Raw genomic sequence first — 14,985 nt, 5'->3', positions numbered from 1 at the left:
GGAGATCCGCGGTCACCGGCGGACCTACGTCGGCGCGCTGCCCGGCCGCATCGTCCGGGCGATCCGCGAAGCGGGCTCGATGAACCCGGTGGTGCTGCTCGACGAGGTCGACAAGCTGGGCGCCGACTACCGGGGGGACCCAACGGCGGCGCTGCTGGAGGTCCTCGACCCCGAGCAGAACCACACCTTCCGGGACCATTACCTGGAGGTGGATCTCGACCTGTCCGACGTGCTGTTCCTGGCCACGGCGAACGTGCTGGAGGCGATCCCGGCGCCGCTGCTCGACCGGATGGAGCTCATCCGGCTCGACGGCTACACCGAGGACGAGAAGGTCGTCATCGCCCGCGAGCATCTGCTGCGCCGTCAGCTCGACCGCGCCGGGCTCGCCGTCGACGACGTGACGGTCGGCAACCACGTCCTGCACGCGCTCGCCGGAGAGTACACCCGTGAGGCCGGCGTGCGTGACCTGGAACGCTCGCTCGCCCGGCTGCTGCGCAAGGTCGTCGCCCGGGTGGCGCTCGGCGAGGCCACCCTGCCGGTGACGATCGATGCTGGAGACCTGCCCGGCTACATCGGCCGGCCGCGGCACACCCCGGAGTCGGCGGAGCGCACCGCCCTCCCGGGCGTGGCGACGGGCCTGGCGGTGACCGGCGCCGGCGGTGACGTCCTGTTCGTCGAGGCGTCGCTGGCCGACCCGGAGACCGGCGGGGCCGGGATCATCCTGACCGGGCAGCTCGGCGACGTGATGAAGGAGTCGGCACAGATCGCACTGTCCTACCTGCGCTCGCACGGGGTGGAACTGGAACTTCCCGTCGGGGATCTGGCCGACCGCGGTGTCCACGTGCACGTCCCCGCGGGTGCGGTGCCAAAGGACGGGCCGAGCGCCGGGGTAACGATGACGACGGCCCTGGCGTCGCTGCTGTCCGGCCGGCCGGTCCGGGCGGAGGTGGCGATGACCGGCGAGGTATCGCTGACCGGGCGCGTGCTACCGATCGGCGGGGTGAAGCAGAAGCTGCTCGCCGCGCACCGCGCCGGCATCACCACGGTGCTGCTGCCGGCGCGCAACGGCCCGGACCTGGACGACGTCCCGGCGCCGGTGCGCGACGCGCTCACCGTCCACCTGGTGACCGACGTCCGGGAGGTGCTGGACCTGGCCCTGGAGCCTGCCTTCGCCACCGGGCGCGCCGACCGGCCGGGCCACGGCGGGCGCTCCTCCACACCGCTGGCCGCCTGAGGATCTGAAGGCCGACCAGGTGCCGGGAAGAGGGTGAGCGAGAGCCAGCGACACGCCGGGGACGAGGTAAACACCATGTGACGAGGGGCGCGGAAGACGCAGATGGCGGCTACGGTCGGGGCGTGGATCGTGGTCGCTGTCTTCGGCAGGAGCGCATCGCACAGCAGCGCATCCTGGGGCTCAGTCGACAAGGGGTGCGCCAGCGACCGCGGGACAATCGCGGGCCCGCCCATCCGCCGAACCGGCCACCCGGCCGGCGCAGGCGCACCCGCTAGGCCGTCTTGCCCTCGGCAGCCGCATCGACAAGCGGCTGCTTCTCCCGTGCCGGTCCGGACCACCCGTGCCGGTCCGACGCCGCGGCGGCAGGCGTGCCCGTCGACCCGCTGTCGGCCCACTTCCCCCTCCCCCTGCCCGACTGCGCGCTTCGATCCCGGTCGGTCCCAGGCCGCGGGAGTCGGTCACATCCCCGCCTATTAAAGTTTAAAGTGACCCGAACCCATGGGCGGCATGGCGGAGGGACGCAGGCAGTGTGGATGCCCTCAGGCGGGGTTGGGTCGGTCTTGCGCTGTTCTTCGCTGCCCTGGTCCTGATGCCGATCCTGGTGTTCAGTTATCACAGCCAGGAACCCCGGTCCGGTCCGGCCCCGGCGGCATCCCCCGCACCCGACGGTCGTCCATCCCGGCCCGGCCCGGACGCGGTGCCCACGCCGTCGTCGACGATGTCCGTCGCGCCGTTCACCTTCGCCGGCATCCACCAGAGCGAGACCATCTCGGGATTCCGCACCATCCGGGTGGAGACGACGGGCTACGCCGGCACCCTGACGTACGTGCTGAATGGACCGATCGGGCCGTACCGGCGGGATCTCCCCGGCCCGCCGTACCTGTTCACGCCGCATCCCGGCGGATGGCAGACTTCCGAGGTCCCGGACGGGCTGTACACCCTGACCGCGATCCTGGTCGGAGCCGGGAACACTCAGATCTCCATCAGCTTTACCGTCAGTAACTGAACAGGGACCGTAAGATGATCTCGGCGGAGCAGGCACTCAGCTATCCCGATGAGAACCCGAGGGTGCACGTGACGACGGCGACCGCAGACCATAGTGTCAGCGGGATGGATCGACTGGTGTGGATCGACTGCGAGATGACCGGCCTGGACGCCGCGTCGGATCTACTCCTGGAAGTGGCCTGCTTGATCACGGACAGTGAGCTCAACATCCTCGACGAGGGCATCGACCTGGTCATCTCGGCGCCGGAGGAGGCGCTGCAGACCATGGAGCCGGTCGTCCGCGAGATGCACGAGGCCTCGGGCCTGACCGCCGCCGTCCAAGCCTCCACCTTGTCCCTCGCCGACGCGGAGCGCCAGCTCCTCGACTACGTCCGCACCCGGATTCCCGAGATGCGCAAGGCCCCGTTGTGCGGCAACTCGATCGCCACGGACCGCACCTTCCTCGCACGCTACCTGCCGTCACTGGACGCTCACTTGCACTACCGCATGATCGACGTCTCGTCGATCAAGGAGCTCGCCCGCCGCTGGTACGTGCGGGCCTACTACGCGGCTCCGGTCAAACGCGGCGGCCACCGGGCCCTAGCGGACATCCAGGAGAGCATCGAGGAGCTGCGCTACTACCGACGGGCCGTGTTCGTCCCCCAGCCGGGGCCGGGCACCGAGCAGGCCCGCGCGATCGCCGCCGAGATCCGCGACCAGGCCGATGCGTCGCTGGCCGCCCTGACCGCCGGAGGCTCCGAGCACCCGCAACCAGACGACCCGGCCGGTTCACCCGCGCGGCTTAGCGGGGGATCTTCCACCGCCCGCCTGAACGGGCAGTGATCTCGGCGAGCGCGGCCAGTGCGGTGAGCGCAGCCAGCATGACCGGGGTAACCCCTTGCCCATCCGGTGGCGCGGACCGGTACGATAGCTTCGCTTGGTCAGGCGGCGTGGGTGGAACATCCCGGATTCGGAACATCCCGGATTCGCACCGGTCGGAGGATCTCCGGTCCGGCCGGGTGTCCTCCTTCGGCATGGCAGCCAGGTTCTGGTGGGTGTAGCTCAGCTGGTAGAGCACCGGGTTGTGGTCCCGGTGGCCGCGGGTTCAAGTCCCGTCACCCACCCCAGAGCGATATCCCGCCGACCAGGCCCCGCAGGGTAGCGGACGGAGGCCCACCGCGGCAGCCGTGCGGCCCCGCCGGGCTCACTCGATGTCGAACAACCCCTGGCGGACCGCGTACATCACGGCTTCCATCCGCGAGTGGAGCTGCAGTTTGTCCAGAATGTTACGAACGTGGTTCTTGACCGTGTTCTCACTGATGAACAGCTTGCGGGCAATCTCGCGGTTCGCGCGCCCCTCAGCGACCAGCTTCAGCACCTCGAGTTCTCGCGCGGTCAGGTGCGGGGCGTGCACCCGAGGACGGTCCTCGGTACCACGGGCCATCGTGGCGAACTCGACCATCAACTTCGATGCCATCGAAGGACTGATCAGACTCTGCCCATTGTGGACGGCCCGCACCGCGTCGGCCACCTCGTGCGGCGGAATCGACTTCAGCAGGTACCCGACCGCACCCGCCTTGATCGCCTCGAACAGGTCGGACTCCTCGTCCGAGACCGTGAGCATCACGATACGAGTGCGCGGAACAGCACGTTTGATGGCACCCGCCGCGGCGATCCCGTCCCGGCCCGGCATCCGGACATCCATCAGGACGATGTCCGGCGACGTCTCGGAGGCCAAGGTCAGAGCCTCTTGACCGTCACCGGCCCGGCCGACGACGCTGATGTCCTCCTCAATCTCCAGGACCGTCTGCAGGCCCTGGAGGAACAACTCATGATCATCTACTACGAGGACCCGGATCGGCGCGGAGCCCTCGACGGAGTCGGCTTCAGCGGCCGACGGCGGCACGACACTGGCCGTCATCACACATCCGGGAATCAGGATCGAATCGTCCGAGCGGCGGCAACCCGGACGCGAACGAAAGATGGTTCGGACACCATCCCACTCTACGTGATGAAGTACACACCCGAGGTCGTGACGGCGCCGAAGTGGTGCCGCCATCTCGCCCGATAAACGCATCCGACATGCCGGAAATAGTACGCGGTGGACGCTGCCACCCACCCGCATATGACCATGTTCGCGCGGCGAGTCGCGCCGGGTTTCCTCCTGGCAACGACCCCGGCGACCAACGCGAGCCAGCAGCACCAGCAAGATCATTAGATATCGAGCAAGGGCGATTGAGTGGCCACATGGCGGTTTATGCAGGAAATTACCGAGTATTATTACACCGATACAGTCATCTAAGAACCCTCGAAATAATGGGCCGCTTTGCCTGGCGTGATCGGCGGATGACCGTCAATATCACCGGTATGGCCGCAGCATCCAACAGCTCCCAGCCACGACTCCACATTAAGCCGGGTACCACCTGGTCCGAGGCGTTCGCCACCTGCCGCCAGATTGCCCCCGAGGCGTTCGACGAGGACCGCCTCCGTAATCTCTGGGGCGGGCACTGGCATCGAACTGGAAACCCACTGCACAGCCTGTCCCCCGTCGACGGCACACCGATCGCCGGGCCCACGATGATCGAGCTGGACGAGGCCCGGGAGGCGATCCGGGCCGCTCTCGACGACCACAAGCACTGGCGCGACGTGGCGCTGCCCGAGCGCAAGGCCCGGGTACGCGCCGCCGTCGACGCCATCGACGCCCACCGCGACCTGCTGGCTCTCCTGCTCGTCTGGGAGATCGGCAAGCCCTGGCGGCTGGCGCGCACCGACGTCGACCGTGCCCTCGACGGGGTGCGCTGGTACATCGACGAGATCGACGGCATGATCGCCGGGCGCACCCCGCTACCCGGTCCGGTGAGCAACATCGCCAGCTGGAACTACCCGATGAGCGTGCTCATGCATGCCGTGCTCGTCCAGATCCTCGCCGGCAACGGCACCATCGCCAAGACCCCGACCGACGGCGGCGCCGCCTGCCTGACGCTGGCGAGCGCGCTGGCCCGCCGGGAGGGTCTGCCGGTCTCGCTGGTCTCCGGATCGGGTTCCCGGCTGAGCTCGGCGCTGGTCCGCGCCCCCGAGATCGGCTGCCTGGCCTTCGTGGGCGGCCGGTCGGCGGGTGGCCAGGTCGCCGCCGCCCTGGTCGACACCGGTAAGCGCCACTTCCTCGAGCAGGAGGGCCTCAACGCCTGGGGCATCTGGGACTTCTCCCAGTGGGACGTGCTCGCCGCCCATCTGAAGAAGGGCTTCGAGTACGGCAAGCAGCGCTGCACCGCCTACCCCCGCTACGTCGTCCAGCGCCAACTGTTCGACAGGTTCCTCCAGATGTACCTGCCGGTGGTCTCCGGCGTCCGGTTCGGCCACCCCCTCGCTGTCGCCGACGACACCGACCCGCTGCCCGAGCTGGACTACGGCCCGGTCATCACCGCGGACAAGGCGACCGAGCTGGCCGCGAAGATCGACGAGGCGATCACGAAGGGCGGCGTGCCGATCTACCGCGGAGACCTCGCGGACGGCCGGTTCATCCCCGGGCAGGACACCTCCGCCTACGTGCCGCCGGTGGCGGTCCTGAGCCCGCCGGCGTCGTCTGCGCTGCACCACGCGGAGCCGTTCGGCCCGGTCGACACCATCGTCGTCGTCGACTCGGAGGCCGAACTGCTGGCGGCGATGAACGCCTCCAACGGCGCGCTGGTCGCCTCACTGGCCTGCGACGACGAGTCCCATGCCCGCCGGCTCGCCGGGGAACTGCAGGCGTTCAAGGTCGGAGTCAACAAGCCGCGCTCCCGCGGCGACCGGGACGAGCCGTTCGGTGGCCGCGGCGCCTCCTGGAAGGGGGCCTTCGTCGGCGGTGTCCATCTGGCCAGAGCCGTCACCGTGGGCGCGGACGCCGACGAGCGGCTCGTCGGCAACTTCCCGAGCTACTCCCTCTACCCGGCCGTCTGACCTGCCCGGCCGCTCCTGCCAGAAGGAGGATTCGGCTAGGCCGGCAGGCCGTGCTCGGCGAGTGGTCCGAGGCGCAGGCCGGCGTCGTCGCAGCACGCGGCGATCCCGGGCAGAGCCCCGAGCGCGCTGCGCCAGGCCTCGGGGGCCGATGTGCAGTCACAGTCGTGCAGCAGCACCGTGGCGCCCCCGCGCAGGTCGGGGGCGAGGGTGTCCAGCACGCTGCCCGGCGTCGCCTCGGCCGTCCAGTCGCGTCCCCACGCCGACCACAGGACGGGGCTGAGGTCGAGGCGGCGGGCCGCGACGAGCAGCCCGGCCGAGAGGATGCCGTGCGGCGGCCGGACGAACCGCGGCGCGCGACCGGTGATCTCGACGACCAGGTCCCGGGTGCGGGCGAGATGGTCGTGCGTGGAGCGGGGACCGCGCAACAGCATCGGGCGATGATCCCAGCCGTGCACGGCCAGCTCGTGCCCGGCGGCAGCCATCTCCCTCGCCAACGTCGGTGCACGTTCCAGCAGACCACCGAGGACGAAGAACGTCGCCCGCACGTCGAGTTCGGCGAGCACGTCGAGGAACTGCGGCGTGGACACGGGATCCGGACCATCGTCGAAGGTGAGCGCGACGTGATTAGGCGCGCCGAGCCCTGCGAGCGCCGGCGTCCACCGCAGCCGTAGTCGACGCAATGTGGTGAGCGACGGAATGCCGTAGGTGAACCCGGCCACGCCGCCCAGGGTCAACGCCGCGGCGGCAGTACGGCGGGCCATGGTGGGCCTGCGCGTCGCAACGGACCGCGTCATGGCGAAAACTCTGCCACAGATCCGGTCTCGCCTTCCGACCAGCACCCCCATGCCCGCCGCCACAGGGCAGCCCGCCGCCATGGGTACTGCCATGTCCTACCCACCCCCCACCCTCCGTCTCGGCCACGACCGCCCGCGGTAGCGGGAGCTACTCGGGTCTCTGGATAGAACAGTTATGGGAGGTACGTTCGGTAATGTCCGTTCGTGGGGACGGCACACCCGTCACCAGAACAGCGCCGGGCGGGAAGCACGATGAGGTGGTGGGTAGCCGGGCAGAGTCGGACGTGATCGGGGATCCGGTGATACCGGCCCGGTGCGGCGGGGCAGGAAGGGGCGGACCGTGCGGATCGGACGGCTGGGACCGGTCGGCTGGCTGTTCGTCGTCGCGATCGTCCTGGTCGGGGGCACCCTGGTGGTGAACAGGACCTCCGACGACAGGCCACGGGTGGCGTTGTGGGGCGACTCGCTCGCCTGGGAGGCGGGTAGCGCCTTCGACGAGGCGGCCCGCGCGGACGGCGGGACCGCCGTGCTGGTGCGCACCTGGGGTGGCACGGCACCCTGCGACTGGCTCATGGACATCCGCGACCAGGCGCGGCGTTGGCGGCCGACCACCGCGGTTCTGGTGTTCTCCGGCAACCAGGTGACGCCCTGCATGCAGGGTCGTGACCTGGTGACGGCCTACCGGGAGGACGTGACGAAGGCCGTCAAGATGCTGACGAATCAGGGCATCGGCGTCGTCCTCGTGGATGCGCCGCCACGGCGTGACCAGACGGTCGACGAGGCCGGGATGACCCTGTTGGACCGCCTGTGGCGCCAGATCGCCGCAGAGCACGAACGTACCCGGGTGGTCCCCGCGGGCCGGGTGCTGACCATGAACGGCCGGTTCACCTCGACGATGCCCTGTGCCGCGGGCGAGACCTGCGAGCCCGGGGGGATCGTCACAGTCCGCAGCCCCGACGGGGTCCACTTCTGCCCGTTGCTCCAGAAGCCGATGGCGGCCTGCCCGGTCCCGTCCCCTGGCGCCGTCCGCTTCGGCACCGCGATCGCTCGGGAGACCCTCCAGCCGGCCGAGGGCTGACCGCCAGCCGACCGACCAAGGGCCGACCGGGCGGGATCCACCATCTTCCGGTCTTCCCGGGGCTTCCGGGACTTCGTGGGACCTCGTCGAGAATCCGCCGGCATGTTCAGGCGACCTTGCGGTGCATCCCGATCCGACGGCCGCTCAGCGAACGACGATGATTACCCAGCTCGTCGTGCCAGGAGAGGAACGTCTGATCGGACGCGCCGACCTGGGAGAGCTTGTAAGCGAGTTCGGCGGCGAGCGCCTCGACCTGGTGCGGCCGGTGGACCCGGACCCACAGACCGTGCTCGTCGAACGCGGCGACCCTGGCGCGGTCCCGCAGGTCGGCGTCCAGCTGGTCGGCGAGTTCACCGGGTGTGGCGATTCCGCTGGGCAGCCGTGACCAGGCGATCTCCATCAACAGACCGTTCGCCTTCATGATCCCCTCCTCTGATCGCCGCCGGCCCCGGGTGACCGCTCGGCCGATCGGGGCGACGGGCGGGCTTGCTCGTCGCCCCGTGAGGGCATCCCCTCAGGCTTGAGGGCGAACCATGACATTACGGAATGAGGCCGCCCTCGCCGGTCAGCCAGCCGCTTGACGGTCAGCCAGCCGCTCGCCGATCCGCACCGCTGTCCGCGGTCGGGCTGAGATCCGCGGGCGTGACGGACTCCGCGGGCGTGACGGACTCCGCGGTGAAGGCGGCCCACAGGCGGGAGTACAGGCCTCCGGCGTGCACCAGCTCGGCGTGCGGCCCCTGCTCGACCACCCGGCCGTCCGCCATCACGACCACCCGGTCGGCCCGGGCCGCCGTGGTGAGCCGATGGGCGATGACGATCGTGGTCCGCCGGGTGGCCACCGCCTCCGAGGCGGCCGTGACCGCCGCCTCCGTCGCGAGGTCGAGCGCCGCGGTCGCCTCGTCGAACAGCAGGATGTCCGGGTCGGCGAGCTCCGCGCGGGCGAGCGCCAGGAGCTGACGCTGGCCGGCGGACAGTCCCCGGCCGCGTTCGCCGACCAGATGATCGTAGCCGTCGGCCAGGCGGGTGATGAACGCGTGGGCGCCGACCGCCCGCGCCGCCGCCACGACCTCGGCGTCGGAGGCATCCGGCCGAGCGTAGGCGATGGTGTCCCGGACCGTCCCGGAGAACAGGAACGGCTCCTGCGGAACGACACCGAGCCGTCGCCGGTAGGCGGGCAGGTCGAAGTCGCGCACGTCGACGCCGTCCACCCGCACCGCACCCTCGGTCACGTCGTAGAACCGGGCGATCAGCTTCACCACCGTGGACTTGCCCGCGCCGGTCTCCCCGACCAGGGCGACTGTCTCCCCCGGGGCGATGCGCAGGCTCACCCCGTTCACGGCGTTTCCCGCCGGCCCGGAGTTTCCCGCCGGCCCGGAGTTCTCCGTCCGCGCGGCGGTGCTTCCCGTGTAGGCGAACCGGACGCCGGCCAGGACCACCTCGCCGGCCAGCCGCCCGACCGGTCGCGGGTGCTCGGCCGGCGGCGTCGAGGTCGGAGTCCGCAGCAGCTCGGAAAGCCGGCGCAGACCGACCCGGGCCTGCTGATAACCGTCGAACACCTGGGACAGTTGCTGCACCGGCGCGAAGAAGAGGTCCACATAGAGCAGGAACGCGAGTAGTGCTCCCGGCGACAGGAATCCGCCGACGGCAAGGTGGGCGCCGATTCCCAGCACGAGAGCACCCGCGACCCGGGAGAGGAACTCGACGAACGGGAAGTAGGGAGCGATCATCCGTTGTGCCCGCAGCCGCGAGCGGCGGTAGCTGTCCGCGAGCTCGCGGAACCTCGCCTGGTTGACCGCTTCCCGGCCGAACGCCTGGGCGATGCGCAGGCCGGTCAGGTTCTCCTGCAGCGATGCGTTGACGGCGCTGACTCGTTCCCGGGACTCGGTGTAGGCGGCGGAGGAGCGACGCCGGAACACCACCGTCGCCACGACCAGGATCGGCAGTACGGCGACGACGACCAGGGCGAGCTCGGCGTCCAGCACGATCAGCGCCACCAGGACGCCGAAGAAGGACAGCAGGCTGACGATGGCGGTGGTCAGGCCGGTCTGCAGGAAGGTCGACAGGGCGTCGACGTCGGTCGTCATCCGGGTCATGATCCGGCCGGCGAGCTCGCGCTCGTAGTAGTCGAGCCCGAGGCGCTGCAGCTGCGCAAAGGTCTTCACCCGCAGGATGTAAAGCAGCCGCTCCCCCATCCGGCCCGTGACACGGGTCTGCCACACCTGCACCGCCCAGTTGACCAGTACCACCGCCAGCGCGACACCGGCGGTGGCGAACAGGACGTCACGTGCCCCGACACTCACACCGGCGTCGACGGCATGCCGCACCAACGCCGGCAGGGCGAGACCCGCGACGGCGTCGGCCGCCACCAGCAGCAGGCCCAGGACGAGCGGCCAGCGGACCACGGCCAGCAGCCGGTGCAGCGAGAATGCCGGGTCGGGGGCGGCCGCCGCAGCCTGGTCGACCCGCGGCTCGTCGAGCGCCGGGGGCAGGGCGTCGACCCGGGCGAGCAGATCGGGGGTCGCCGGCATGTCACCGAAGGGGCCCCCGCCGCCGAGCCCCCGGCCGAGACCGCCCCGGGTAGCACCGCCCCGGAGACCACTTCCTTTTCCTTGCCTACTTCCTTGCCCACTTCCTTGCCTATCCAGAGCCTTTTGTGTCCGATTTATCCCTCTGGATAGGCAAGAAAGGTCGGGGTCGGGGGACGGGGACGGGAGCTGGTCGGGAAGGCCCTCACCGGGGCCGGCGAGCAGATGGCGGAACAGAGGACATCGGGCCGTCAGTTCGGCCTCGGTCCCGACGTCGACGATCCGGCCGGCGTCGAGCACGGCGATCCGGTCGGCGAGGCGCAGGGTGGAGCGCCGGTGCGCGATGAGCAGGGTGGTGCGGCCACGCATGATCGTCCGGAGCGTGTCGTGGATCTCGGCCTCGATCCGGGCGTCCACGGCCGAGGTCGCGTCGTCGAGGAGCAGGACGCGGGGATCGGTGAGTAGCGCGCGGGCGAGCGCGACGCGCTGGCGCTGGCCGCCGGAGAGGGTCAGGCCCTGTTCCCCCACGACGGGGTCATAGCCGTCGGGCAGGCCGCGGATGAAGACGTCCGCCTGCGCCGCCTGCGCGGCCGCGACGATCTGGTCATCCGTGGCACCCGGCCGGCCGTAGGCGATGTTCGCGCGCACCGTGTCGGAGAACAGGAAACTGTCCTCGAAGACGACCCCGATCTGCGCCCGCAGCGACGATAGTGTCACCGTGCGGATGTCCACACCGTCAAGCCGGACCGTCCCGGCCTGGGGATCGTAGAACCGCGACAGCAGCATCGCGACCGTCGACTTGCCCGAGCCGGACGTGCCGACGAGGGCGACCGTCTCCCCCGGCTCGATCCGCAGGCTCACGTCCCGCAGCGCGGGGCGGGACGGAACGTAGCCGAACGTGACACCGTCCAGGTCGACCAGCCCGCGGACCCGGCCAAGGCGCACGGCGCCCGGCCGGTCCGTGATCGCCGGCTGCGAATCGATGATCTCGAAGATGCGTATCGTGCTGGCCTTGGCCTGCTGGCCCACGGTGAGCAGACCGGCGAGGGTCCGCGTCGGCCCGATCAGGGCGCCCAGATAGGTGCTGAACGCGAGGAAGGTGCCGAGGGTGATCCGGTCCGTCAGCGCCAGCCAGCCGCCGAGCGCCAGCACCGCGACCTGGCCGAGCGCGGGAACGGCCTGCATCGCCGCACCGAACCTGCTGGTGATGCGCACCGCACGCATCCGAAGCGCGAACAGCCACCGGGCGTCCACCGCCAGCCGGTCCAGCTCGCGGGCCTCCTGCCCGAACCCCTTCACCACCCGGACGCCGGCGACGGCCTCCTCGACCACTCCGGCGACCTCGCCGGCCTGCTGCTGCGCCGCCCAGGTCGCCGGGAAGACCGTGCGTCGGGCGCCGTAGCCGACGATGAACAGCGCCGGCCCCAGCGCGAGCGCGATGACGGTGAGCAGCGGGGACAGCCAGGCCATCACCACAAGGGACACGACGAAGAGCACCAGGTTGCCGCTCATCATCGGCAGATAGGACAGCAGACCCTGGACCACGGTGACGTCCGAGATCGCCCGGCTCACCACCTGCCCGATCTGGAGCTGGTCCTGCCGGGCCCCGTCGAGGCGCTCGATGGCGCTGAAGACGGCGTCGCGCAGGTCGTACTGGACATCGAGGGAGAGCCGGCCACCGACGTAGCGTCGGACGAACGCGGCGGCGAAGACGACGACCCCGGCCCCGAGCAGAATGGCGACATAGGGTGCAAGAAAGTGACGGTGCGTGACGACGACGTTGTCGATGACCTGCCGCTCGACCAACGGGACGGCGGCCGTGACGAGCGTGCCGAGCAGCGCGGCGCCGAAGGCCAGGGCGGCGTTGCGGCGGTACAAGAGGATCTCGCGGAGGATCCTGCGCAGCCAGCCGACCGCCGGTTTCTCCGGTCCGGGGCCCCGGCTTTCTCCGGCCCGGCCTCCTCGGCTTTCTCCTCGGTGGCCGTAGGTGAACCGGGAGCCACCGGGGAGCCGGGGCGGCAGGCCCCTCGGCTGGTTGGGGCCGTGGGCGTGGACTGGGCAACTGCGATCGCTCGACGGGACCCGGACCCGGGTGCAGGCTGGGGTCCGGCCGATCCGGCGGTCCGTGCGAGGGACGGGCCGTGTCAGCGGACGATGCTTCGGAGCTCGCGGTGGGCCTCCAGGTCGTCAGGTCCGATTCGGTACCCGCGTGACGCCGGTCCGGATCGGACGCGAGGGAAGGGACGAGACGCCAAAGCCACCGCGTCCCGGCCTCACCGCGGTGTCCCGGCCTGACCGTACGTCCGGCAGGCCCGCGGCGTCGGCCACGTCATGTCTATCAGCGAAACATTCCTGGAACCCCGCTGATGCCCGTTACGGCTCCGAGCCGAGACCACAGGCAGCCCCGGGACCCGGGCAAGATCCCGGGTAAGACCAGCCCCGGAGGACACGCAGGGACCCGGAGCCGCCGCCACCAGTGATCTCCAAGGTGGCCGCCGCTACCGAGCGCCGTGCCTGCACCCCCGGCCACTCGTCTCCAGCGCCTGGTAGAGTTCTGCATGTCGCCGTGGGGACGCGGAGGCAACGCGCCGCTAGCTCAATTGGTAGAGCAGCGGACTCTTAATCCGCGGGTTCGGGGTTCAAGTCCCTGGCGGCGCACCCGTATCTACCAGGTCGCATGACTCTCGGTAGTCTCTTCCAGAAGGTCTCTGTACCCACTTCTGTACCCCAGCCTCTCTATACCCTGGTGGATGCCCTGATGGCAGACGCCCCGGGCGCTGCAAGGTACACAGCCATCCCGGGGCGCCGCCGATTCGCTCGGGTACACGGTCAGCCCGCGAGCTCCTCCCCGCCCTCCTCTTCGTCGTCCGCCTGATCGCCGAAGATCCGGTCGAGCCGGCCGACCGCGTCGCGCTGGGTCTCCGGCATTACGTGGGTGTAGGTGTTCATGGTGAGCTGGATCGTGGAGTGCCCGAGCAGCTCCATCACCGTCCGCGCCGCTACACCCTCGGCAAAGAGCATCGACGCGAAGGCGTGGCGCAGATCATGCAGCCGCAGCCACGGCAACCCGGCCTGACGGCAGGGTCTGCCAGACGTGCAGCGTCGCTCCGTCGATGTCGACGTCCGTCCAGCGCAGGCCGAGGATCTCGCCACGCCGTAGCCCGAGCATCAGTGCGCAGGCGAAGACCGCTTCCAGCCGCTCGCCGCGGAGCACATCGACGAGCCGGCGCGCCTCTTCCGGGCGCAGGGCACGGACCTCGCGATGCGGTGTCGGTGGCGCCTTGACCGCTTTCGCGACGTTGCGCGCCACGAGGTCCAGCCGTTCGGCCTCCGCCAGCGCGTTGCGGATCAGGCTTTGCACGTGGCGGACGCTCCCCGCCGACAGCCCCGACTTCTTCGCCGCCGCGACGAGCCGCCGCACGTCCAACGGGGTCAGCTTGTCGAGCTGCACACGGCCGATCATCGGCACGATGTGCGTGGTGATCAGCCAACGGTAGGCCCGCAGCGTCGACGCCCGCGTTCCGTCGTCCTCCTTGATGGCGAGCCACTCCGTCAGCCACACCGCGACCGTCCGGCGCTCTGCCGTGACGTTGACGCCGAGTTCGGCCGCATTCCTGACCTTGGTGAGCTTCTCGCGGCATTCCTTCTCCGTCTTGCCGTAGACGGTCTTACGGACGCGCTTCCCGTCCGCCCAGCCGAGATCGATGCGACCGACCCACAGGCCGTCGCTCGCCCGCTGAAACAGCGCCCCCTCACCCTGGGAACGCCGCCGCTTCCGCCGGTCCTTCCCGGCCCCCTCCCCCGCGGCCATCAGGCGACATCAGGGGGTTGCCGTCGGTCCATTCGACGTTGTCGTACCACGGGCAACCATAGCGGCTGTCGCCCATGTCGCAGGCGAATGTCGTCTCACCGTCGGGTTGTGGGTATTCGCGTCCCTGGCCGTTCTTCCACCGGTCGAGATGCTCCCGAAGCGCCTGGACCGGCGTGATCCGCGGTGGTGTTTCCTCATTGATGGAGTAAACGTTCGGAAATGGGTGCAGTTCGGCTCAGGTGAGATCGTCAGGGTGACGGTCGCCAGGTGGTGGGCTGGCGTTGATCAATAAGAGGATTCCTTCTCGTTACATTCCGTGGCGACTAGGCCATGGAAGCGGCAACGGGAAGGAGCCTGGGTGCAGGCTACGGGGAGTCCGCGGTCGAGGCGCCCCCCGGCCCAACCGGCCGGCCAGTACCCCGTTCGCCGCCGTCAGGTCCGCGTTCGCCGCGGCGAGCTTCTCGACGATCGCCTTCAGCTGGCTGTTCTGCCGTGCCTGCCAGAGGACAAGCCAGACCAGCGCGTCACGCGACGGACCGTCCGGATCAGGCACGAAGCAATCAAAGTGGGTCCTCAACCCGTGCGCGGCGTCGACACACGGCCAGACCCGGCCAGCCTCA

The 14,985-nt window shown here is 70.1% G+C and carries 12 protein-coding genes, 2 tRNA genes and 1 pseudogene; 7 read left to right on the top strand and 8 right to left on the bottom strand.

All coding sequences use genetic code 11. The annotated features are described in order from the left end of the window. The 4 genes from AC08OT_RS12245 to AC08OT_RS12230 form a co-directional block, all read left to right on the top strand. Positions 1–1,234, top strand: a 1,234-nt coding sequence (locus AC08OT_RS12245) for a S16 family serine protease (RefSeq protein WP_476595845.1), incomplete at its 5' end; no start/stop codon positions are given. Between the two features lie 529 nt (positions 1,235–1,763). Continuing rightward, the gene (locus tag AC08OT_RS12240) at positions 1,764–2,240 is read left to right on the top strand and encodes a hypothetical protein (protein ID WP_476593684.1); all 477 of its coding nucleotides are present in this window, start codon (positions 1,764–1,766) and stop codon (positions 2,238–2,240) included. Between the two features lie 14 nt (positions 2,241–2,254). Beyond that, positions 2,255–3,061, top strand: coding sequence for an oligoribonuclease (gene orn, locus AC08OT_RS12235; protein WP_476593683.1), 807 nt, complete (start codon positions 2,255–2,257; stop codon positions 3,059–3,061). Between the two features lie 208 nt (positions 3,062–3,269). Beyond that, positions 3,270–3,345: transfer RNA gene (locus AC08OT_RS12230), tRNA-His, on the top strand. A gap of 77 nt (positions 3,346–3,422) precedes the next feature. On the opposite strand, the gene AC08OT_RS12225 is transcribed toward AC08OT_RS12230, so the two are convergent. After that, a complete protein-coding gene (locus tag AC08OT_RS12225; protein ID WP_476593682.1) occupies positions 3,423–4,139 on the bottom strand; it encodes a response regulator in 717 nt (238 codons plus the stop codon). 446 nt (positions 4,140–4,585) lie between these two features. Between AC08OT_RS12225 and AC08OT_RS12220 the strand changes: the two genes are divergently transcribed. Next, on the top strand, positions 4,586–6,157 hold the full coding sequence (locus AC08OT_RS12220) for an aldehyde dehydrogenase family protein (RefSeq protein ID WP_476602831.1): 1,572 nt from the start codon (positions 4,586–4,588) through the stop codon (positions 6,155–6,157). A gap of 35 nt (positions 6,158–6,192) precedes the next feature. Here the strand turns inward: AC08OT_RS12220 and AC08OT_RS12215 are convergent, their stop codons facing one another. Next, complete coding sequence (locus AC08OT_RS12215) at positions 6,193–6,951, bottom strand: polysaccharide deacetylase family protein (RefSeq protein ID WP_476593680.1); 759 nt, start codon at positions 6,949–6,951, stop codon at positions 6,193–6,195. A gap of 340 nt (positions 6,952–7,291) precedes the next feature. Here AC08OT_RS12215 and AC08OT_RS12210 point away from each other — a divergent pair, with 340 nt between their 5' ends. Next, on the top strand, positions 7,292–8,029 hold the full coding sequence (locus AC08OT_RS12210) for a DUF459 domain-containing protein (protein WP_476593679.1): 738 nt from the start codon (positions 7,292–7,294) through the stop codon (positions 8,027–8,029). A gap of 106 nt (positions 8,030–8,135) precedes the next feature. Here the strand turns inward: AC08OT_RS12210 and AC08OT_RS12205 are convergent, their stop codons facing one another. Together AC08OT_RS12205 and AC08OT_RS12200 are read right to left on the bottom strand one after the other, a co-directional pair. Then, positions 8,136–8,450 carry a hypothetical protein gene (locus tag AC08OT_RS12205; RefSeq protein ID WP_476593678.1) on the bottom strand — a complete coding sequence of 105 codons (315 nt, stop codon included), beginning with the start codon at positions 8,448–8,450 and terminating at the stop codon, positions 8,136–8,138. Positions 8,451–8,613: 163 nt separating this feature from the next. Continuing rightward, a complete protein-coding gene (locus AC08OT_RS12200; protein ID WP_476602830.1) occupies positions 8,614–12,432 on the bottom strand; it encodes an ABC transporter ATP-binding protein in 3,819 nt (1,272 codons plus the stop codon). A gap of 707 nt (positions 12,433–13,139) precedes the next feature. Here AC08OT_RS12200 and AC08OT_RS12195 point away from each other — a divergent pair. Beyond that, positions 13,140–13,212: transfer RNA gene (locus tag AC08OT_RS12195), tRNA-Lys, on the top strand. A 171-nt stretch (positions 13,213–13,383) separates the two neighbouring features. Here the strand turns inward: AC08OT_RS12195 and AC08OT_RS12190 are convergent. The 4 genes and pseudogenes from AC08OT_RS12190 to AC08OT_RS12175 all read right to left on the bottom strand — a co-directional run. After that, positions 13,384–13,620 (bottom strand): tyrosine-type recombinase/integrase, encoded by a 237-nt coding sequence (locus AC08OT_RS12190; RefSeq protein WP_476594597.1) that lies wholly within the window; start codon positions 13,618–13,620, stop codon positions 13,384–13,386. Next, the gene (locus AC08OT_RS12185; RefSeq protein WP_476594598.1) at positions 13,598–14,365 is read right to left on the bottom strand and encodes a site-specific integrase; all 768 of its coding nucleotides are present in this window, start codon (positions 14,363–14,365) and stop codon (positions 13,598–13,600) included. Before AC08OT_RS12185 ends, AC08OT_RS12190 begins: the two co-directional genes overlap by 23 nt. A gap of 10 nt (positions 14,366–14,375) precedes the next feature. Then, positions 14,376–14,567: pseudogene (locus tag AC08OT_RS12180) on the bottom strand (hypothetical protein); the annotation flags it as partial. 105 nt (positions 14,568–14,672) lie between these two features. Then, positions 14,673–14,985, bottom strand: a 313-nt coding sequence (locus AC08OT_RS12175; RefSeq protein ID WP_476602829.1) for a hypothetical protein, incomplete at its 5' end; no start/stop codon positions are given.

Source organism: Frankia sp. CgJB1 (assembly GCF_977947065.1).
Note: the sequence above shows the minus strand (reverse complement) of the source record. Positions and strands in the feature narration are given on the sequence as shown.